General features: G+C 35.7%; 23 protein-coding genes. 6 read left to right on the top strand and 17 right to left on the bottom strand.

The genetic code is table 11. The annotated features are described in order from the left end of the window. Positions 1-272 precede the first annotated feature (272 nt). Together DFQ08_RS12165 and DFQ08_RS12170 are read left to right on the top strand one after the other, a co-directional pair. Positions 273-1,196 carry a M23 family metallopeptidase gene (locus tag DFQ08_RS12165; protein ID WP_114310296.1) on the top strand — a complete coding sequence of 308 codons (924 nt, stop codon included), beginning with the start codon at positions 273-275 and terminating at the stop codon, positions 1,194-1,196. A 64-nt stretch (positions 1,197-1,260) separates the two neighbouring features. Continuing rightward, positions 1,261-3,498, top strand: a complete 2,238-nt coding sequence (locus DFQ08_RS12170) for a type IA DNA topoisomerase (RefSeq protein WP_114310297.1) — start codon at positions 1,261-1,263, stop codon at positions 3,496-3,498. A 15-nt stretch (positions 3,499-3,513) separates the two neighbouring features. Here DFQ08_RS12170 and DFQ08_RS12175 read toward each other — a convergent pair whose 3' ends face one another. From DFQ08_RS12175 to DFQ08_RS12195, 5 genes are all read right to left on the bottom strand, one after another. Continuing rightward, a complete protein-coding gene (locus DFQ08_RS12175; RefSeq protein ID WP_114310298.1) occupies positions 3,514-3,996 on the bottom strand; it encodes a GyrI-like domain-containing protein in 483 nt (160 codons plus the stop codon). 107 nt (positions 3,997-4,103) lie between these two features. Beyond that, entirely contained in the window at positions 4,104-4,679 is a 576-nt protein-coding gene (locus tag DFQ08_RS12180; protein WP_114310299.1) for a fasciclin domain-containing protein, read from the bottom strand. Positions 4,680-4,846: 167 nt separating this feature from the next. Further along, on the bottom strand, positions 4,847-5,305 hold the full coding sequence (locus DFQ08_RS12185; RefSeq protein WP_114310300.1) for a cold-shock protein: 459 nt from the start codon (positions 5,303-5,305) through the stop codon (positions 4,847-4,849). A 162-nt stretch (positions 5,306-5,467) separates the two neighbouring features. Continuing rightward, positions 5,468-5,923, bottom strand: coding sequence for a hypothetical protein (locus tag DFQ08_RS12190; RefSeq protein WP_114310301.1), 456 nt, complete (start codon positions 5,921-5,923; stop codon positions 5,468-5,470). Between the two features lies 1 nt (position 5,924). After that, positions 5,925-8,396 carry a zinc-dependent metalloprotease gene (locus DFQ08_RS12195; protein ID WP_114310302.1) on the bottom strand — a complete coding sequence of 824 codons (2,472 nt, stop codon included), beginning with the start codon at positions 8,394-8,396 and terminating at the stop codon, positions 5,925-5,927. A 134-nt stretch (positions 8,397-8,530) separates the two neighbouring features. On the opposite strand from DFQ08_RS12195, the gene DFQ08_RS12200 reads away from it, so the two are divergent. Next, positions 8,531-8,827 (top strand): DUF3817 domain-containing protein, encoded by a 297-nt coding sequence (locus DFQ08_RS12200; RefSeq protein ID WP_114310303.1) that lies wholly within the window; start codon positions 8,531-8,533, stop codon positions 8,825-8,827. After that, entirely contained in the window at positions 8,820-10,058 is a 1,239-nt protein-coding gene (locus DFQ08_RS12205; protein ID WP_114310304.1) for a mechanosensitive ion channel family protein, read from the top strand. The genes DFQ08_RS12200 and DFQ08_RS12205 overlap by 8 nt, the downstream gene beginning before the upstream one ends. Here DFQ08_RS12205 and DFQ08_RS12210 read toward each other — a convergent pair. Beyond that, complete coding sequence (locus DFQ08_RS12210) at positions 10,055-10,447, bottom strand: acyl-CoA thioesterase (protein WP_114310508.1); 393 nt, start codon at positions 10,445-10,447, stop codon at positions 10,055-10,057. The genes DFQ08_RS12205 and DFQ08_RS12210 overlap by 4 nt on opposite strands. Before the next feature lie 203 nt (positions 10,448-10,650). Between DFQ08_RS12210 and DFQ08_RS12215 the strand changes: the two genes are divergently transcribed. Further along, a complete protein-coding gene (locus DFQ08_RS12215) occupies positions 10,651-11,067 on the top strand; it encodes a glyoxalase (RefSeq protein WP_114310305.1) in 417 nt (138 codons plus the stop codon). A gap of 102 nt (positions 11,068-11,169) precedes the next feature. On the opposite strand, the gene DFQ08_RS12220 is transcribed toward DFQ08_RS12215, so the two are convergent. The 3 genes from DFQ08_RS12220 to DFQ08_RS12230 all read right to left on the bottom strand — a co-directional run bounded on the left by DFQ08_RS12220 (position 11,170) and on the right by DFQ08_RS12230 (position 13,141). Then, complete coding sequence (locus DFQ08_RS12220; protein ID WP_114310306.1) at positions 11,170-11,847, bottom strand: DUF2461 domain-containing protein; 678 nt, start codon at positions 11,845-11,847, stop codon at positions 11,170-11,172. A gap of 86 nt (positions 11,848-11,933) precedes the next feature. Then, a complete protein-coding gene (locus DFQ08_RS12225; RefSeq protein ID WP_114310307.1) occupies positions 11,934-12,131 on the bottom strand; it encodes a hypothetical protein in 198 nt (65 codons plus the stop codon). A gap of 107 nt (positions 12,132-12,238) precedes the next feature. After that, entirely contained in the window at positions 12,239-13,141 is a 903-nt protein-coding gene (locus DFQ08_RS12230; protein ID WP_114310308.1) for a mechanosensitive ion channel family protein, read from the bottom strand. 295 nt (positions 13,142-13,436) lie between these two features. Between DFQ08_RS12230 and DFQ08_RS12235 the strand changes: the two genes are divergently transcribed. Then, entirely contained in the window at positions 13,437-13,658 is a 222-nt protein-coding gene (locus DFQ08_RS12235; RefSeq protein WP_092443056.1) for a hypothetical protein, read from the top strand. A 129-nt stretch (positions 13,659-13,787) separates the two neighbouring features. Here DFQ08_RS12235 and truA read toward each other — a convergent pair whose 3' ends face one another. The 8 genes from truA to hisD form a co-directional block, all read right to left on the bottom strand. Beyond that, a complete protein-coding gene (truA, locus tag DFQ08_RS12240) occupies positions 13,788-14,573 on the bottom strand; it encodes a tRNA pseudouridine(38-40) synthase TruA (protein WP_114310309.1) in 786 nt (261 codons plus the stop codon). A 43-nt stretch (positions 14,574-14,616) separates the two neighbouring features. After that, positions 14,617-15,219, bottom strand: a complete 603-nt coding sequence (gene hisIE, locus DFQ08_RS12245) for a bifunctional phosphoribosyl-AMP cyclohydrolase/phosphoribosyl-ATP diphosphatase HisIE (protein WP_114310310.1) — start codon at positions 15,217-15,219, stop codon at positions 14,617-14,619. A 66-nt stretch (positions 15,220-15,285) separates the two neighbouring features. After that, on the bottom strand, positions 15,286-16,041 hold the full coding sequence (gene hisF, locus DFQ08_RS12250; protein WP_114310311.1) for an imidazole glycerol phosphate synthase subunit HisF: 756 nt from the start codon (positions 16,039-16,041) through the stop codon (positions 15,286-15,288). A 146-nt stretch (positions 16,042-16,187) separates the two neighbouring features. Next, a complete protein-coding gene (hisA, locus tag DFQ08_RS12255; RefSeq protein ID WP_114310312.1) occupies positions 16,188-16,904 on the bottom strand; it encodes a 1-(5-phosphoribosyl)-5-[(5-phosphoribosylamino)methylideneamino]imidazole-4-carboxamide isomerase in 717 nt (238 codons plus the stop codon). A 79-nt stretch (positions 16,905-16,983) separates the two neighbouring features. Next, entirely contained in the window at positions 16,984-17,565 is a 582-nt protein-coding gene (gene hisH, locus DFQ08_RS12260; protein ID WP_114310313.1) for an imidazole glycerol phosphate synthase subunit HisH, read from the bottom strand. 43 nt (positions 17,566-17,608) lie between these two features. Further along, the gene (gene hisB, locus DFQ08_RS12265) at positions 17,609-18,742 is read right to left on the bottom strand and encodes a bifunctional histidinol-phosphatase/imidazoleglycerol-phosphate dehydratase HisB (RefSeq protein WP_114310314.1); all 1,134 of its coding nucleotides are present in this window, start codon (positions 18,740-18,742) and stop codon (positions 17,609-17,611) included. 111 nt (positions 18,743-18,853) lie between these two features. Continuing rightward, positions 18,854-19,897 carry a histidinol-phosphate transaminase gene (gene hisC / locus DFQ08_RS12270; protein ID WP_114310315.1) on the bottom strand — a complete coding sequence of 348 codons (1,044 nt, stop codon included), beginning with the start codon at positions 19,895-19,897 and terminating at the stop codon, positions 18,854-18,856. A gap of 58 nt (positions 19,898-19,955) precedes the next feature. Next, positions 19,956-21,242, bottom strand: a complete 1,287-nt coding sequence (gene hisD / locus DFQ08_RS12275) for a histidinol dehydrogenase (RefSeq protein WP_114310316.1) — start codon at positions 21,240-21,242, stop codon at positions 19,956-19,958. Positions 21,243-21,266: the final 24 nt, after the last annotated feature.

Consider the following 21,266-nt stretch of genomic DNA (forward strand, 5'->3'; position numbering starts at 1 on the left):
CCAATAGATACTCGATAAAATGCTATTTATTTGTTAAAATTTAAGGCTTATTTTGAGGGATTCCGACGTGTAAATTCAGAAAAATCGGATCTCAAACTTAGTGTTAAATGCAGAAATTAACTCTATTACAAGTGTTTAGAATTTCAAACAACATTAGGTGGCTTGTATGACTTAAGAAGGGTTGTTTTAGACCAAGGCGCACATCAGAAAAAGAGAGATAATATTTATTTTATATTTACGTTTCAAACGCTAGAAGATTATTACTATTTTTTATGAAACACTTTTTGTTCTGTTTTGCTTTAGTTTGCATCACTTCATTTAACTACGCTCAACAAGATTCTATTGCTAATTCTTTAATTATTGAATTACCAACGGTAAATTTCACCAAAAGTAATATTACTGGAACTGTAGAAATCCCCCTAGTTAGCCTACCTCCAATAACGCCATCAATTATGGATACCTACTGGGATCACAACGTTTATAACCCTTACCGAAATACATTACAACAATTTCCATTTGAGATAAAATTTAACGATACGGTTTATGAATCTCCTATTAAGCATAAAAAAGTCGTAACCTCACGTTATGGCTGGCGCCGAGGTCGTGCGCATAATGGGATTGATATCGATTTAGTCACCGGAGATACTGTTGTTACTGTCCTTGATGGTATTGTACGATTAGCCAAATACGTCAATGGTTATGGCAATACCGTAGTGGTGCGCCATTATAACGGTTTAGAATCTACTTATGCCCATTTATCTCATATAGGCGTGCAACCAAACGACACCTTACAAAAAGGTCAGTATTTAGGTAAAGGCGGTAATACAGGGAATTCTAGAGGAAGTCATTTACACTTAGAATTAAGTTATAACGGTGCCTCAATTTATCCAGAATACCTATTTGATTTTTCTGCTAAAAATACCATACGTTCCCAGCATGTTTGGGTTACCCAAAAATGGACACATGCCAGATTTCACAATCCTAGACGCGTTACTGAAGTGAAGGTTATAGAATCTGCAGAGGATGCCCAGGAATTAATGCGTCTCGCTAAAATCCCAAAATACTACGTGGTAAAAAAGGGCGATACGCTGTATGACATTTCTAGAAAAAACAACCTCTCTATTGCTGCCTTATGCCGTAGCAATGCCATTAAAAAGAATTCTACCTTAAAAATTGGGCAGCGCTTGGTTTTATAATCTTAAAACCAATTTATAATTTATAAAATTCTGTACTTTTGCGTTTGCATAAAACCAAGCCAATTTGAAAGTCTGTATTGCCGAAAAACCAAGTGTAGCAAGAGAAATTGCCTCAGTATTAGGAGCCACCACCAAGCGCGATGGCTACTTTGAAGGCAATGGCTATGCCGTGACCTATACTTTTGGTCACCTCTGTACCCTTTACGAGCCTGTAGACTATAAACCATATTGGAAAAGCTGGGACCTTAATAACCTTCCGATGTTGCCCGAAAAATTTAAAGTAAAAGTGGCAAACAATGACGGTATAAAGAAGCAATTTAAAATCGTAAAAAGTCTGTTTGATAAGGCTGATGTGGTGATAAATTGTGGGGATGCTGGACAAGAAGGAGAACTGATTCAGCGTTGGGTAATCAACGAAGCAAAATACAAGGGTAAAGTAGAACGTTTATGGATTTCATCGCTTACTACGGAAGCCATAAAAGAAGGGTTTAAAAATCTAAAACCTGCTGAAAATTATGATAATCTTTATTATGCCGGATTTTCGCGCTCCATTGGCGATTGGCTTTTAGGAATTAATGCCACCCGTTTATATACCGTAAAACATGGAGGTTACAAACAGGTTTTGTCAGTAGGACGTGTACAAACCCCTACCCTTGCCATGTTGGTGAATCGTTTTAAGGAGATAGAAAACTTTAAGCCACAACCTTATTGGGAGCTGCAAACCTTATATAGAGAGACACTTTTTAGTTATGAAGAAGGACGCTTCCTTAAGATGGAAGACGGAGAAATTCTTGCAAATAAAGTAAAGGAAGATGAGTTTGAAATTGTCTCCATCACCAAAAAGAAAGGGACAGAATACGCCCCTAAATTATTTGACCTCACAGGACTTCAAGTTTATTGTAATACCAAATTTGGATTCTCTGCTGATGACACCCTGAAAATTGCACAAAAATTATACGAAAAAAAGGTCGTGACCTACCCTAGAGTTGATACCACCTTTTTACCGAATGACGTTTACCCTAAAGTTCACGGTATCTTATCGAAGCTTACGGATTACGCCGTACTTACAGCACCACTTTTAAATAAGAAGATTAAAAAATCATCTAAAGTCTTTAATGACAAAAAGGTAACGGATCACCATGCTATTATTCCAACAGGAATGCAAACGCACTTACAATATAACGAGCAGCAAGTTTATGACATTATTGTAAAACGCTTTATTGCCGTTTTTTATGACGATTGTAAAGTGTCTAACACTACCGTAATTGGTAAGGCAGCCGAAGTGAATTTCAAAACTACCGGAAAGGAAATTTTATCTAAAGGATGGCGCGTTATTTTTGAATCTGAAAAGTCTAATAAAAAAGAAGATGCTTTACTCCCTACCTTTACTCAAGGTGAAAAAGGACCACATGAACCCTCTTTTTTAGAGAAGCAAACCAAACCTCCAAACCAGTTTACGGAAGCCTCTTTATTACGTGCTATGGAAACCGCCGGAAAACAAGTGGATGACGATGAGTTGCGCGATTTAATGAAAGAAAACGGAATTGGCCGTCCGTCTACAAGGGCCAATATTATTGAAACTTTATTTAGACGTAAATACATTAAGCGAAACAAAAAGCAAATTTTACCAACAGTAACAGGCATTCAACTTATTGATACGATTAAAAATGAACTTTTAAAATCGGCAGAGTTAACCGGAACTTGGGAAAAGCAGTTAAAAGATATTGAAAAAGGTGAGATTAGTGCGAGCGCTTTTATTAAAGGCATGAAGCGCATGGTTGATGCTTTGGTTTACGAAGTGCGGTCTGAACAAGTGCAAACCCGAATATCGGCCGTTAATAATAAGCCTTCAGGCGGTTCAAAAACAAAGTCGAAATCAAAAACCAAATCTAAAACGGCGACTTTAGTAGGAAGCCCATGCCCTAAATGTAAAGTAGGTCAACTTATTAAAGGGAAATCGGCTTATGGCTGTAGTCATTATGGAAAATCGTGTGATTTCACCTTACCCTTCAGTTTTAGCAATAAGAAGATCTCTGAAAAACAATTTATTCGCCTTATTACTAAAGGCTCTACAGTGAATTTAAAAGGCTTTAAAATTGAAAACCAAACTCAGGAAGGTTTACTTCGTTTTGATGAGGCTTTTAAATTGAAGTTTGAACCTAAAAAAACAGCTATAAAACCTGTAGCTCCTAAAGCGGGAGACCCTTGTCCGAAGTGTAAAAAAGGAACACTTCTAAAAGGTAAAACTGCTTTTGGCTGTAGCCAATATAAATCGGGTTGCGATTATAGAATCGCGTTTTAATACCGCAGCTAAATTTTAATTTACTTCCGTTATCCGTTTTATAGGAATGTAAAACTCTTCTTCAGAGTCTGGGCTCCCATTTTTATACTTGGCGCCCATCACTTGAAAATGTGGTCTCGTATCTACACCATAGCCAGAATTTATTAACCATTCGCTCATAAATTGTCTGTAGGTTTTAGACGCATCCATCCCTTTATGTGCTACAACGGCGTAAGTACCGGCAGGAATAACTAAGGACATCATCCCTTCAGGAATTTCGTTGAAATTTAAAACTTCTGCACAAGCCCAAATAATATAGTCTGAAAGTGTTGCTGTATTTGTACCTTCAGGAAATTCTTGAAGCGCTATCAACTCCATAGAACTTCTCGCTTTAACGGCTTTAAGTCTTGGCATAAACTGCTGCCATAATTCTTGAATTTTATGATATTCCCCATGCCGCATTGTTGTTGAAACCCCTATCACCTTTCGCTCTGATGTTTCAATTATTTCTGGACGCATACACTTTTATTTATTTCAGGGAAAGGTATAAAAAAAAGCACAAGTGAATTCCTTGTGCTTTTTTTATCTTAAACAATTTACAACTGCAAATTGCTTTGTTATCTAAATTACATCCCTGGTAAAACCACGGCATCAATAACGTGGATTACACCATTAGATTGGTTAACGTCACTAATGGTAATATTAGAGATCGTCCCCGCCGTATCTGAAAGCACAATAGTATCTCCATCCATCATTGCCGTTAATTGCTGACCATTTACAGTAGTAAAACTAGCTTTTCCATTTCCTTTTTTAATCGCTTTCATTATCATTCTTCCGCTATAATTCCCTGCAAGAACATGGTAAGTTAACACCGCTTGAAGTTTTGCTTTATTTTCTGGCTTTAACAACATAGCTACAGTTCCTTCAGATAATTTATCGAAAGCCCCATTGGTAGGTGCAAAAACCGTAAATGGTCCTTCTCCTTGTAAGGTTGCTACAAGCTCCGCTGCTTTTACCGCCGCCACTAATGTGGTATGTTCTTTAGAATTCACCGCATTAGAAATAATATCTTTTGATGGATACATCGCGGCACCACCCACCATTTTAGTATCCATTTCCATTTTGGATTGTGCCATTACGGTAGATCCAAAAATTAAACTTAAGGCTAAGACTGCTGTTATAATAATTGATTTCGTTTTCATATATAAAATTTTAAGGTTTTGTTTCTCTATTTACGAAGAAACAAAAGCGACGGTTTTAAAAAAGGCCTGTTTTTATAATTTATGCTTAGAAAGCCGGACTTAAATATAAAAAGAAAGCCACTATAGTAATAACTATAATGGCTTTCTTTTTTTTAAAATTAAGAATGTTAAGCTTGTTTGACTCTTACGGCGTTCATACCACGTTGTCCTTTTTCTAATTCAAAAGTAACTTTATCGTTTTCTGCTATATCGTCTATAATACCACTAACGTGAGTAAAATGTTTTTCGTTTGTTTCAGTATCTATAATAAAACCAAAACCTTTAGAGCTATCGTAGAAAGATACTTTTCCTGTTCTAATAGGATCAAAAGGATCTTCGTCTGAATCTTCTTTTTGTGGAACACCAAGAACAATGTTCTCCGCTTTTACTTTCACCTTCATTGTTGGATCTGGTGGCGTATCTGTTAGGTTACCGTTATGATCTACATAAGCGATAGGAATACCTCCTGAACCATTTTCATCTTTATTGAGTTTACGCGCTTCCATTTTCTTGCGCTTATCTTCTCTCTTCTTTAATCGTTTTTTTTCTTTTTCACTTTTACTAAAAGTCTGTTGTGATTTAGCCATTCGTAGTTTTAAAAATTAATATGTGTGTGTGCTTTTGAAAATATGTATAATGCAGACAAGTTAATTAACTTAACACTGAATCGTATTAAAATCTAGAAAAATAACTCAGAATAAAGCTATTTGTGTAGTATATCTTCAATAAACTGATTACAAATATACAACTTAAATCCTTTCAATCACACCTGTTTGCTGAATATTATTAACAGTAGACCTTAAAGTAAGGAATGCTTTACCATTTCGTTTCACTACAATTTGGAATTCATCTGCTCCTATATTAAAGTTAATTTCAACCGTTTGTGTGGCGTTATCATGACTAACTTTATAGTTTGAAGTCTTGCCAGCCTTAACCTCATAAACCTTCATATCTAACGCCTCAAGGTGCGCAGTAACACTTGTAGGTGTAATCTCAAGTTGATTTTTCGATGTATCTATCAATTTACGGTTTCGGTTTTCATAAACTGCATGTCCAAGGTAGCGGAAATGTCCTGAATCTACTATCGATTTCATATTTTGATACGTAGCTTCAAAATCCTCTTTCTGTGTGGTTGTCGACTGTGAATGGCCATAAAAGCATGCTGAAAGACTAAAGATTGCAACTAATAAAACTAATTTCTTCATGTTATTTTGGGTCTAAAATATTACTAATTCGTTCTATACCATCTTGGTAGTGATACTTTGTTTCTGTGTTTAAACCTTGCTTTAAGCCGCGTTGTAAAAGACGTTTTAAAACCTTAAGTTCTCCTCTTACTAAAGCTCTAATATCGGATTGACTCACATTATAGTACTGTCGCGTTCTATTAGGATCAAGGTCTTCCGTCATTAATTTGAACATCGCGTCTAAGTAAACACGCTGCAAATTACGTCTAAAAACTGAAACATTTAAACCTAATTTTGTTTCCGACCAAATTCCGGTTCTTACATCCGTTAAAAGTTCTAAGGCCGAATAGTGTTTGGCATCTAAAGCTTGGTGGTCTATTAAGCGCCCTAAACGCTCAAAACTTAAAATAGTATTTAAATGACGCCCTTGTAGACTTCGCATACGATCGGTATAACCTGCATAATTTATATTCTGTAAAATAGATTCATCTACCAACCAAGCCGGTGTTTCAAAAGCATTTTTATGCAACCAAGCGATTGCTGATTTCTGTTCCGATTTAGGCACCGGACTATAAATAACGCCCCCTTGCGATGGATTTTTGGTAGTTTCAACCACACCCCCTATATGAGTAACGACGTGACCTACGTAACGTCCCCAAACACTAAGCAATTCGCCATAGAGTTCTTCTAAATCTTCATAATTATCCGTTTGATCACTCGTCCAACTTGGAAGATTTTTAGCTACAATTTTTAGATTCTTCAGCCCGTAAGAACTCGCTTTCATACTATTGTTACCAATATCTTCAGTCTGCGCTGTAGGATCAAAACGACTGCTTTGTTTTCCGAATTTGTAAATAGGATCTCCTGCCTTTTCTTCAACCCACTGCGTTAAAATTTCTTTTTCAGCTTCAGCAGAATTCGCTTCAGGAATATAACGGTAACCATAATTAATCGCATAGTTATCATAAGGCCCTAATTGTCTAATAAAACGAATGTTTTCGTCACCAGGCTGTGCAATATAATTGTAACGCGCATAATCCATAATTGTCGCGGCAATACCATTTTTATGTGTAAAATCGCCATCTCTATAACTTTCTACATCGTAGGCATAACTCGCACTCATATTATGAGGTAGCCCTAAGGTGTGACCAACTTCATGCGCAATCACCATTTTCATCATCTCCCCTATTTCTTCGTCCGAAGTCTCTAAAGTTCGTGCCGAAGGGTTCGCGGCACCTGTTTCTAATAAATAGCGATTTCTATACGAGCGCAAATGGTTATGATACCATATAATATCACTTTCAATAATTTCCCCACTTCGTGGATCTGAAACACTTGGCCCTGTAGCATTTCTAGTAGTGCTCGCCACATATCTCACCACAGAATAACGGATATCTTCCGGACTAAAATCAGGATCTTCAGCTTTAGACGGTGGGTCTTTAGCGATAATCGCATTTTTAAATCCTGCAGCTTCAAAAGCTTTTTGCCATAACTCAATGCCTTCCTTCATATACGAACGGAATTTCATTGGTGTAGCCGGATCTAAATAATACACAATAGGTTTAACAGGCTCAACCAACTCTCCTCTTTTATAGGCTTCAATATCTTTAGGCACTAATTTCCATCGTCTTAAATAGGTTTTCTTGTCCGACTTTAAAGCTTCACTACTATAATCGTATTGACTTAAGGTAAACCAGCCCACACGTTCATCAAAAAGACGAGGTTGCATAGGCGTTTTAGGTAACAGAATCATTGACTGATTCATTTGTACACTTATGGTTTCATCGCCAGTGTTTACTGGAGGTTTACCCGCATTATATGTAAAATCTTGGATCACCTCTATATTTTCAGGGAAACTCTTTATCGCATTTATAAAGCTTCTGGACTTGTCTAAATTCTTTACTTTATAAGACGATCGTAATCGCGATCCTAATCCGCTAATAGCCTTTACATCGGTGCCATAAAAATTAGTCACATCTACCACTACAGCAGATGAGTCTTTTGAAAACGCAGCAATATCAAATGCATATAAGGTAGGCTCGTAATTATTAGATTTTACAGAAATATGAATAGGAAGACTATCTGAAGCCACAGCACTTGATGACTTTTCTTTAATGAGGATTTTATTTTTAAAACGCTCCCAATTAATCATTCGGGTATTGGTTTTTGTCCCCGCATTTACATAACCACCTCCCAGATTAGCGGGGAGTTTAGAAAAACGACTCACCAATAACATATCGGTATTTAGGTGCGTTAAGGGAATTTCAAAATAATACTTCTCCCCAACTAAATGCACTGTAAACAAGCCCTCATCTGTAATGGCCTCATTAGTAACCACCTGATCGTAAGGCTTAATTTTACTCGAACTTTTCCGAGGACTCTTCGTGGAAACTTGTGTGGATTTAGAAGTCGTGTTTTTGGAGCTCGAAGACGCTACAGTAGCACAAGACAACAGCACGGATGATGCTAAAGCTAGGGTGTAAATTTTTCTCATAAAATATCTGGGTAAAAATGATAACTGGCCTAAATATAAATAATAGAAATGACCTAGATCATAATTTCTTAAAACCTGTTAAAATCTTCTTTATTTCTTTAATTCTAGAGTATTTTTGCTGAAAATTTAGTAGCATGTTAAAATTATTACCTGTTTTTAGACTTGTGGCCTTATTAGAAGGGGTGTCGTATCTTTTACTTTTATTTATTGCCACACCTATAAAATACTTTTACGAAGATCCGCAATACGTAAAATTATTAGGTATGCCTCATGGTATTTTATTTATGGCTTATGTTGTTTTTGCTGTTTTAATAAGTAACGACATGAAATGGCCTACCCGCACCCTATGGATTGTATTAATAGCTTCTGTAATCCCTTTTGGAACTTTTTATATTGATAAGAAATACTTAACCAAGGCGAGCCGTGCTTAATATTAAACACTTTTTATACGATTTTTTAGTAGCAGAAGGATTACCTGAAAATGTTGCTATATACTTAAACATGCTAGGATTACTCTTGGCATTGCTCCTTATTGCCTTTATCGTCGATTTTATTACGAAACGTTTTTTATGGCGGTTCTCAGCTGGAATTGCAAAACGTACAAAGACGGATTTTGATAATATTTTAGTAGCCAACAAACTCCCTAGAAATGTAGCGCATATTATTCCTTTACTGATATTAATAGAGTTTGTTCCTCAGGTTTTTACGGATTTTGAAATTACACAGAACATCATAGAAATTACCTTAAAGGTAATTACTATTGTTTTAACCCTTCAAATTATAAGAAGTCTTTTAAGTTCTATTAAAGATTACCTTAAAACCTTACCCCGATTTAAAGACAAACCGATTGATAGCTACGTGCAAGTCTTTATGATTTTTGCATGGTTACTCGGTTTCTTTTCCATTATAGCGATTGTTACTGGGGTTTCCTTTATAGAGTTTGCTACCACTTTAGGAGCCGCATCTGCCGTGATCATTTTAATTTTTAAAGACACCATTCTAGGCTTTGTAGCTAGTATTCAGGTTTCTATTAATGATATGGTGCGTATTGGAGATTGGATTACGTTTGAAAAGTATGGCGCCGATGGTGAAGTCACCGAAATTAATTTAGCCACGGTAAAAGTGCAGAATTGGGACAAAACAATTACCACCATTCCTACCTATGCTTTAATATCGGATTCGTTTAAAAACTGGCGAGGTATGTTGTCTTCTGGGGGTAGGCGTATTAAACGCTCGGTGATTATTAAAACTTCAACCATTAAATTTTTAACGGATGAAGACATTCAGCGTTTAAAGAAAATACAATTGGTGTCTGATTATTTAGATAACAGATCTCATGAAATTTCATCTTTTAATGAAAGTCATCAGATTGATAAGTCCGTCTTAATTAACGGCAGAAATCTCACTAATTTTGGGTTGTTCAGAAAATATCTTCAAACTTATATTGATAATCATTCTGCCATTAATAAAGATATGACTTTAATGGTGCGTCAATTAGAACCAACAGCACAAGGGATTCCTATGGAAATTTATGCCTTTAGTAAAGATCAGCGTTGGGTAAATTACGAATACATTATAGGTGATATTTTTGATCACGTTTTGGCTTCCGTAACTTATTTTGATTTAGAGATCTATGAATTGTCTTTAAATCAAAAGGCTTAATCCTCTTTTAAACGGTCCTTTACAAACTCCACCTCTGTTTTACCATGTGGGGTCGGTTTTCCGTCTGGTCCTAAATTTACCATGACAATATTGTCAATCGTTAAAATTGTTTCGCGTGTCATTTTATTTCTCGCTTCACATTTTAAGGTTAATGACGATTTACCAAACTTAGTTACTAAAATCCCAATTTCTACGATATCTCCCTGACGGGCAGACGCCATAAAATTGATTTCGGACATGTATTTTGTTACTACTTTAGAATTCTCTAATTGAATAACGGTATAAAGTGCAACTTCTTCATCTATCCAAGCTAAAAGTTGCCCTCCAAATAAACTTCCATTTGGATTTAAATCTTCTGGTTTTACCCATTTTCTTGTATGAAATCTCATATGTCTATTGTTTGTCATTACTATTTTTATTTTCAATTCAAAGATAAAACTTAATAGAGGTTTAGCCCACTAGAATTGGATATGATTATTAAATACTAGAATTGCCTTTGTTAATAACCACGTTAACAAGATAATGTTAAAGCGCTTCATTGCGAGAGCTTAATCCTTAATTTTAATTCAAATTAACCCATAAACTCTTAATTATGATTTCTAGAACAGACCACTTGCTTGCTTTAAGACCTCAGATTCGTTCCGCTAAAATCTATGATAATATGGGTTCGGATGAGCGCTTTCAGAATACCACCATGCGACCCGTGATTAAATTACAACACCCCCTTTTAATTGCCGTGTTTAAAAACTACATCCGCAAACATAAAAATGTCTTTTACGACCTTAGCTTAGAAAAGCAATTAGGCTATATCGATAATGCGATTCATAAAGACACCAAATTCAGAAATTCGGTAAAAGGTATGCTTATAGGTCAATTTACGGTAGAAGAATATGAGATTTACATTCAGAATTCTTCAGCCTTAAATAAACGCATGATGACCATTGTTAAAGAACGCCTTATCGATAGCGTTCAGGTTTTAGCAGAACCGGATATTCTAAAAGCCGTATAAGCTTATAAACGCAAAAAACCTTACAGTACCAATTGGTGTTGTAAGGTTTTTTTAATTTTTATAATTCAGGTGGAGCTGTTTACATCATCCATTTTAAAAAGATTATAATAGCGATTCTCCATTTAAGTCGGTGGTTAATACATCGCTCATAAAATCAAAAAACGGACGTACAGCTATAAAAGCCTCATTGACTTCGTTAATAAATTGATCTGACAAGACCTCTTTATCGGTAAAAGATTTAACGAAGACAAATTGCTTACGTCTAATGAGATCAATAGCCGGATGGGATTTATCAAAACCTTTGGGTGCTGTTTTTAAGCTATCTCCTGTTAAATTACCCCAAATTTCTTTAAATGGTTTTGCTTCTATAAGGGCTCTAATCTCGCTATCATCCATTTCAAACTCCTTACGGATACGCAGTAAGTCTTCTTTATTGGGATCCCAAAAACCTACCGCAATAAACGATTGATTTCTGGGTTGAATCTGGACGTAATAGCCACCTCGTAATTCGGGTTTATGACGTGCAAAAGATCCTCCAAAATGCGTTTTATAAGGCAATTTATTTTTTGAAAAACGAACATCTCTATAAATCCGGAAAACCTTAATTTTTTCAATCAGATCATGGGTACTCATCAATTCACCCAAATGCTGAAACACCGCTTTCATTTGTGTTTCAATAGCTTTAAATTCTAGCTTATGCTCATTAAACCAATCGCGATTGTTATTTTTTTCAAGCTTTTCTAAAAACGAAAAGACCTCTTGGGGTATGCTAGGGCTCATAAATTCTAAATTTTGATAAAAATATAAAAAGCCATCTTAACGATGGCTTTTATCTTTACTATGTTTTATATTAAGAACTATAAATATTACTCTACAGCGTCTTCAGCATCATCAGCTGCATCCTCCATAGCTTCTCCAGTATCCTCTGCAGCATCTTCAATAGCATCTCCTGTATCATCAACAGCTTCTTCTATTTGATCTCCGGTAGATTTTTCTTCTCTACAACTAGTGGTTAAAAGACTTAAACTAAAAAGGGCTATAAATAAATAACTAAATTTTTTCATCTTGATTGTTTTTATTGGTTAATGTTAATACAAATATCGTTAAGACGGTGCGATAGAATTTGCTCTTATAACAAGAGTTTTAACTCTATTCAATAAACCATATTCGTTTATTGCTTATCACCTGAATCTACAGACTTTGAATCTTTAATATCTAATTTGTTGTTGAATTCTAAGGTTCGGATTGGGAATGGAATGTTAATACCAGCAGCATCGTAAGCCTTTTTGATTTCAATAATCGCTTTGGTTTTAGCCCTTAATTTTTCTAACATACTTTCGGCATCAATCCAGAAACGGCAAAGGTAATTAATAGAGCTATCGCCGAATTCCGTGTAGTAGAACTCTACATCTTCAGGTGATTTAACCTGATCAAAAGTTTTTGCTATCGTCTCTTGAGTAATACGTTGTACTTCCTCTAAATCGGACTCATAGCCCACCCCACACTCTAAGAATATTCTCATTTTTGTGGTTAAAGAGTAATTTTTCAACGGATTTTCTAAAATGGTTTTATTCGGAATGATCACAATATTATTATCAGCTTCCTTTAAAGTAAAGTCTTTTAGGTTAATATCCATCACCTCTCCAGAATACCCTGTGGTTTCTACCCAATTCCCGATTTGAATCTTTTTTCTAAAAGACAACACCAAACCAGCAAAGGTATTGGCTATCGTTCCTTGCAAGGCTAAACCAATGGCCAAACCAACAACTCCAGCACCTGCTAATAAAGACGTAAGGGCTTTCCCTAAATTTAAAACACCTAAAGCTATAAAAAGTCCGAGAGCTACAACCAATACTGCAATCACCCGTGATAAGGCATTTTTAATAGAATCTTGTTCAATACGATTTTCCACCAATTTCCGAACTAGTCGACTGACGTATTTCGCTCCAAAATAAGAGCAAATCATTACTAAAATGGCAAGAATGAAATTGGGTATATTTTCAATAATAGCATTAAACCAACCTCCAAGTTTATCTATTAAATTTCCTAAAGCGGTATTAAATTGATCTTTCATGCATCTAAATTTTTATTTACAAAATTGCTACCCAATCCCCAATAAACTTGGCTCTTTTGCACTAAATTTTAATCCTAAAGCGGTATTTATGATTACGAAAACTTCATTATTTAAGGTTGAAATTAAAAATTATATAATTTGATGCTGATTTTATTCCAAATTCTATCAATTCTCGCTTTTTCTTGAGGTTTTTGTAAGAAATCAACTATAAATTGTTAATTGTTCTTAAATTAACTTGTGGGTTTTTATTTTTTTTGTTATTATGCACCACTTTTTAAAAACAGACATTAAATTTATGGGTAGACCAGCAACAAGACCAACCGCACTAAAAGACGGTTTCTATATTGAAATTAGAAACAAGGGCTCAAAATCAGGTGTAAAACTTTACAGTGGCACCAAATTACAAATGCACCGTGCTATTAAAATGTACGAGCGCTCTAAAGAAGTAATTATTTTAGGTGAATCTGTAAATGGAAAATTTGTAGATAAAGAACCAAAATTACATGTTGCAGAGTAATTTTCTTTCTAAACATTAGAAATTTAAGATAGAAAATAAGTACAGTGATTTATTTTTGAATGTATAAGATAAATCCTAAAGTGTATTTAAAATAAAAAGGTATGAGCTAATTAGCTCATACCTTTTTATTTATTCGAAATTTACAGCATGTAAAATTAAACCCGATGCTGGGGCGATATAATCCATAACCTCGGTACTCTCTGCTTTCAGACTTGCTTCAATATAATCTAAGGTTAAATCTCCGCGACCTAGTTTTATTAAACAACCAAACATCAATCGAATCTGATTTCGCATAAACCCTTTCCCTACAACTTTTAAAACATAGGATTTTTCAGGGAAGAAATTAGCCGTGTAAATAGTATTATCAACCAACTCACATGTATTGATGGTTCTTACATACTCCCCTTTATCCGTAGCACGGTAACAATAAGTTTTAAAATTGTGAGTGCCTTCAAATAATTTAGCACCGCGTTTCATTAAGTCTACATCTAAAGGTTCTAGGATGGTGGTTAAAATCGGAGCGCAAAAAGGATGATTCTTCTGCCCTTCTGAAAACACATAATGGTATTCCTTTAGTTTTGAATCTTGAATAACATTAAATTTTTTATCGACTTCTTTAATCGACAAGGCTCTAATATCTTGGGGTAAATTATGATTAAAGAGGGCCAAAAATTCATCAAAATCCTGAAGCGGTTCATTATATATAAACAACTCTAATGCGGCTTCATTTGCAGACACCATAGCATCTGTACGACCCGCGCCCAAAGTTTTAAACCGAGTTTCAGGTAGAATATATTTTAACGTACGATCAATCATTAGATGTACCGTTTTCACATCGGGTTGTTTTTGCCAACCGTGAAAACGATAGCCTAAATATTGAATTTTTATGAGGTAATAAAAGCGTTTATCAAACATGCCAACAAGAACGCCAAATTATTAATATTTCCAAAAGCAATCCTTACTTTTTATCGCGAGAACGTAGTACCGATACCACATCGTCTAACTTAAATCCTTTTGCTTGTAATAACATAAGGTAGTGAAAAAGTAAGTCGGCACTTTCCTCTAAAAACAATTCATCATTATCATCTTTAGCTTCAATAACCACTTCAACAGCCTCTTCTCCAACTTTTTGAGCTACTTTATTAATGCCTTTTGCAAATAAAGAAGCGACATAAGATTTTTCGGAATCCGCTGCTTTAATGCGCGACTCAATTGTGGCTTCTAAATTAGAAAGAAATCCATAAGTACTTGTATTGGTTTCATCCCAACAGGTATCAGTTCCTTTATGGCAGGTTGGCCCCTGGGGATTAACCTTGATTAAAAGCGAATCCTTATCGCAATCTAATTTTATAGACACTAACTTTAAAACATTACCACTTTCTTCTCCTTTGGTCCAGAGGCGTTGTTTGCTTCGACTATAAAAGGTCACTAATTTGGTGTCTTGGGTTTTTTGCAGCGCTTCAGCATTCATATACCCCTGCATTAACACTTGCTGAGTCGTATTATCCTGAATAATCGCCGGTACTAATCCGTCTTCGTTTTTATTGAAATCTACATTCATAATTTTATGTTCTTATTGTAAGGCTAAGCATCTGTTGTTAGCCACAATTTAATTTTTAGTATGTGTTTAAAGTCTCACCTCAATATTCTCAGTCCTTAAGGCTTCCTTAAGCTCAGCAATAGGGATTTCTCCAAAATGAAATACACTGGCTGCCAAGGCTGCATCGGCTTTTCCTTCTTTAAAAACCGCTACAAAATGTTCTATACTTCCTGCACCACCCGAGGCAATAATAGGAATATTAACTAGGCTTGATAATTTAGCCAGTGCCTTATTGGCAAATCCGGCTTTGGTACCATCATGGTTCATGGAGGTGAACAAAATTTCACCAGCACCACGCTGCTCCACTTCTTTGGCCCATTCAAATAAATTTAAATCTGTAGGGATTGTTCCGCCTGCTAAATGCACCAACCACTCCCCTTCAACTTCTTTTGCATCAATGGCCACAACGACACACTGACTTCCAAATTTATCTGAAAGCTCGCTGATTAGATCAGGACGTTTAACGGCTGAAGAATTAATAGACACTTTATCGGCGCCACAGTGCAGTAAATCATCAACATCTTCCACAGAAGAAATCCCACCTCCAACGGTAAAAGGAATATTGACTTGTTCTGCAACTTTTAAAACCATATCGTGCATGGTTTTTCTATTTTCTAAAGTCGCCGCGATATCTAAAAACACCAATTCATCAGCCCCTAAGTCTGCATATTGCTTGGCTAAAACCACAGGGTCTCCCGCATCTCTAAGATCTACAAAATTGACCCCTTTTACGGTTCTTCCGTTTTTAATATCTAAACAAGGGACTATACGTTTCGTTAACATTTGTTCTTTTTATTTGATCTACCAAGGCAGACATCTTTTTAGGTTATCGCTTAACATTTAAGCGTTTATCAACTTATTCTTATAAAACTTACTGATTTCATTGAGATTATTCCATGGTGTTTAAATGAATTACCCCTTTTTGACGTTTATAAAAAAGCCTCTAATTCTTTAAGACTTATTCTATTCTCATAAATGGCTTTTCCTATAATAACGCCATCACAACCTAAGTCTAAAAGCTTTGGCAACTCATCAAACTGAGAAATTCCACCTGAAGCAATTAACTTTACACCCTCAGCATCTTCTAAAATTCTTTTATACAGCTCAAAAGAAGGGCCTTCTAACATGCCATCTTTAGAAATATCGGTACAAATAACGTTGGTAATACCTTTAGACTGATAGTCTTTTATAAAAGGAATCACCTCTAAATCACTTTCTTCTTGCCAACCACTAATTGCTATTTTTTCGTTATTACAATCGGCCCCAAGAATAATTTTATCGGATCCGAATTTTGAAATCCAACCTTCAAATACTTCAGGATTCTTAACTGCAATACTTCCTCCTGTAATTTGATGCGCCCCTGACTCAAAAGCAATCTTTAAATCGTCATCAGACTTTAATCCGCCACCAAAATCAATTTTCAAATTAGTTTTCGTCGCTATAGTTTCAAGCACCTTATAATTTACAATATGTTGTGCTTTTGCCCCATCGAGGTCTACAACATGTAAATATTGAATTCCGGCATCTTCAAAAGCCTTAGCCACTTCTAAAGGGTTTTCATTATATATTTTTTTTGTGTCATAATCGCCTTTGGTAAGACGTACACATTTTCCTTCAATTATATCGATAGCTGGAATGATTCTCATAATATTTATCCTCTATTTGGATCGCTTTTTAAATTAAATTTTTCTTCACCCATAACAAGTGTTTAACCGACTTAAATCCTTAAAGTTCTATAAAGTTTTTTAGCAATTGCGCACCGGCTTTACTGCTTTTCTCAGGGTGAAATTGTACACCATAAAAATTATCATTTTCTAGGGCAGAAGCATATTCCAACTCATAATCAGAGGTCGCTATCGCTTCAGCACAAGGTTCAGCATAGTAACTATGTACTAGGTACATGTATTCTTTTTCCTTGATGTCTTTAAACAGACCTGATTTTAAATTTGAAATGATATTCCATCCCATCTGTGGAACTTTTACTTTATTTGAGAAACGTTTTACACTCACATCAAAAATCCCAAGCCCTTTAGTGTCCCCTTCTTCGCTATGCTGACACATTAATTGCATCCCTAAGCATATGCCTAGTACGGGCTGCTTTAACGTAGGGATTAAACGATCTAAACCACTTTGTTTTAATTTTTCCATAGCGGAACTCGCTTCTCCAACCCCTGGAAAAATTACTTTATCTGATGCTATAATTTCTTCAGGACATTCTGTTAAGACGGCATTATATCCCAAACGCTGAAAAGCAAACTGAATACTTTTAATATTTCCCGCTCCGTAATTGACAATTGATAATTTCATTTTTTATAACCTCTATTTTTGGTTTGGCGTCTTACTTAAAATGTTATAACATCCCTTTAGTAGACGGTAAAATCATTTTTTCTACGTCTTGTTTTACAGCCATTTTAATCGCTTTTGCAAAGGCTTTAAAAATGGCCTCAATTTTATGGTGTTCGTTATCACCTTCCACTTTAATATTTAAATTACACTTGGCGCCATCGGTGAAGGACTTAAAGAAGTGAAAAAACATTTCAGTAGGCATTTTACCTATCATTTCGCGTTTAAATTCCGCCTTCCAAACTAACCAATTACGACCTCCAAAATCAATTCCTACTTGAGCTAAACAATCGTCCATAGGTAACGAAAAGCCATAACGTTCTATGCCTAGTTTATTTCCTAAAGTGCTAGCAAACACCTCTCCTAATGCAATGGCCGTATCTTCAATGGTGTGGTGCTCATCAACTTCAAGATCGCCAATCACTTTAATATCTAAATCAAGTTGACCATGACGTGCTATTTGATCGAGCATATGATCAAAAAACGCAATGCCTGTATCAATGTTGCTCTTACCCGTCCCATCGAGGTTTAAATCGATTTTAATTTTTGTTTCATTGGTATTTCTTTCAATACTACCAACGCGTTCTGTTGTTTTTAAGAACTTATAAATAGTTTCCCAATCATTCGTTTCTAAGGCAATGAAAGCTTCTAATGCCGTATGACTCACGGTCACTTCATCGGTTCCTAAATTGGTATTATCATTGATAAAAATACCTTTGGCACCAAGATTTTTAGCCAATTCTACGTCTGTAAGACGATCGCCAATAACAAAGGAGTTTTTTAAATCGTAATCCTCCGAAAAATACTTAGTGAGCAAGCCTGTATTAGGTTTACGCGTAGGCGCATTATCCTTCGCAAAAGTACGGTCAATGAATTGTTCTTTAAAAACAACACCTTCACCTTCAAAAGTTTTAAGGACAAAATTATGGACTGGCCAAAACGTATCTTCAGGATACACCTCGGTCCCTAAACCATCTTGATTGGTAATCATAACAATTTCAAAATTAAGCTCTTTAGCAATTTTACTTAAATATTGAAACACTTTTGGGTAAAACTCTAATTTTTCAAACCCATCAATTTGTTCGTCTGCAGGCTCTTTTATTAAAGTTCCGTCGCGGTCTATGAATAGTACTGGCTTCATCTGTTTCTATTAATATCTTTTAGGTTGGTTTTGCTCCTTGCGGCACATAAAAAAGTGATGCCCTAAGGAATGCTATTTTAATCTTAAAACAAGCTTTATCCTAACGAGGACTTACAATGTTTTTAATGTTTGTATTAGTTTTTCATTCTCTTCTTTGGTGCCCACTGAAAAGCGTAAACAATTTTTACATAAGGGCTGATTGGTTCTGTTGCGAACCACGATACCTTGGCTTACGAGTTGCTGATAGCGTTTGTTAGCATCATCAACTTTCGCTAAAATAAAATTAGCATCCGATGGATAAACCGCTGAAACAAAATCAATAGTCTGTAAGGCTTGATTTAAAACTCCACGTTCCAAAATAATACTTTTTACCTCATTATCAACGTCCTCTAAAGTATTTAAGCGTTTTAAGGCCTTATTCTGACTGAGCTGGTTGATGTTATACGGTGGTTTTATTGTATTTAAAACTGAAATTATATCTTGTGAAGCGTAACAGATGCCAAGTCGAATTCCTGCTAATCCATAGGCTTTAGACAAGGTTTGAGTTACAATCAAATTTGGAAATTCGTGTAACCGACTTAACCAACTTTCTTCCGTTGAAAAATCAATATAAGCTTCGTCTATAACCACTAAACCTGGAAAATTCTGAATTAATTTTTCTATACGTTCGGCTTCAAAACTATTGGCAGTTGGATTATTAGGCGAGCATAAAAATAATAACTTTGTTCGTGCTGTACTCAACTCCAAAATATCTTGAACTTTAGGCTGAAAATCAGCATCTAATGCAACTTCTATATTTTCAACCGCATTGAGGTTCGCCAACACATTATACATTCCGTATGTAGGTGGCAACGTGATGATTTTATCTGTTTTAGGTTCACAAAAAGCCCTAAAAATTAAGTCTAAAACTTCGTCACTTCCATTTCCTAATAAAATATGAGGTGTCCCCACACCTTTAATAGTTGCCAAACGTTCCTTAACCGTTGTTTGCTGCGGATCGGGATAACGATTTACCGTTGTAGTAAATGGGTTCTCATTGGCATCAATAAAAACCATATCCGTAGTAACATCCTGGTATTCATCTCGTGCTGAAGAATACGGTTTTATAGATTTAATATTATCTCTAATGAGATTATTTAAGTTGAAATTTTTCATTTTTATTGCTTCTCGATACAACGCCTCCTACCTCGAAATCACTCGAAGTGCTGTTAAATTATTTTTCTAATTCCTTTAATCTTAAAGTTACCGCATTTTTATGGGCTTGTAAACCTTCGGCTTCCGCCATTAGCTCTATGGTTTTTCCTATATTCTGAATTCCTTCTTTCGAGATGTTCTGAAATGTCATACTCTTTTGAAAACTATCTAAATTGACTCCGGAGTAGGCTTTTGAAAACCCATTAGTAGGCAGCGTATGGTTGGTCCCTGAAGCATAATCTCCAGCACTTTCAGGCGTATAATCGCCAATAAATACAGACCCTGCATTACTAATTTCGTTGACGAAAAAATCATTATCTGCTGTGGCCACGATAAAATGTTCTGGACCATAAGCATTAATTAAATCTATAGCTGTAGTATTCGCATCTACCACAATTGTTTTTGAGTTAGCAATAGCTTGTTCTGCCATTTCTTTTCTTGGTAAGACTGCTAATTGCTCTTGAACTTCTTCAGATACAGCTTTAGCAAATTCTTGACAGGTCGTTACTAAAATAACTTGACTATCACTACCGTGTTCCGCTTGACTTAAAAGGTCTGATGCCACAAAAGCTACATTAGCCGTCGTATCGGCCATGACTAATAACTCACTTGGTCCTGCTGGCATATCTATAGCTACACCATATTTAGTCGCAATTTGCTTTGCCACCGTGACAAACTGATTTCCTGGACCAAAAATTTTATAAACCTGAGGAATACTTTTGGTTCCAAAGGTTAAACCAGCGATGGCTTGTATGCCTCCAACTTTTATAATTTTAGTAACGCCACACAGATTAGCCGCATATAAAATTTCAGGAGCAATATGACCCTCTTTATTCGGTGGCGAGCACAATACAATCTCTTTACATCTTGCAATTTGCGCCGGAACGGCTAACATTAATACCGTTGAAAATAAAGGTGCTGTTCCGCCAGGAATATAAAGACCAACCTTTTGTATAGGGCGTTTCTCTTGCCAACACGTTACACCAGGCATGGTATCTACCGTAACTTTATCCGTTTTTTGAGCACTGTGAAAAGCTTCAATATTACGTTTTGCTAAAGCAATAGCATTTTTTAAAGACTCAGACACTTCCGTTTTAGCCGCTTCAATTTCTTGTGCTGAAACTATGGGGTTTTCTAAACACACACCATCAAATTTAGAGGTATAGTCTGCAATGGCTTGGTCGCCGTTTTTCGCCACCGCATTGAATACCTCGTTTACCGTCGCTTCAATATCTCCAACGGTTTGAGTGGGTCTTTTTAATATTTCTGACCAATCTGATCGGTCTGGATTGCTATATAATTTCATCTTCTTTCTAAAATCTAGGTTAAG

It is taken from the genome of Winogradskyella arenosi (assembly GCF_003337305.1).
In the GTDB taxonomy this organism is placed as follows: domain Bacteria; phylum Bacteroidota; class Bacteroidia; order Flavobacteriales; family Flavobacteriaceae; genus Winogradskyella; species Winogradskyella arenosi.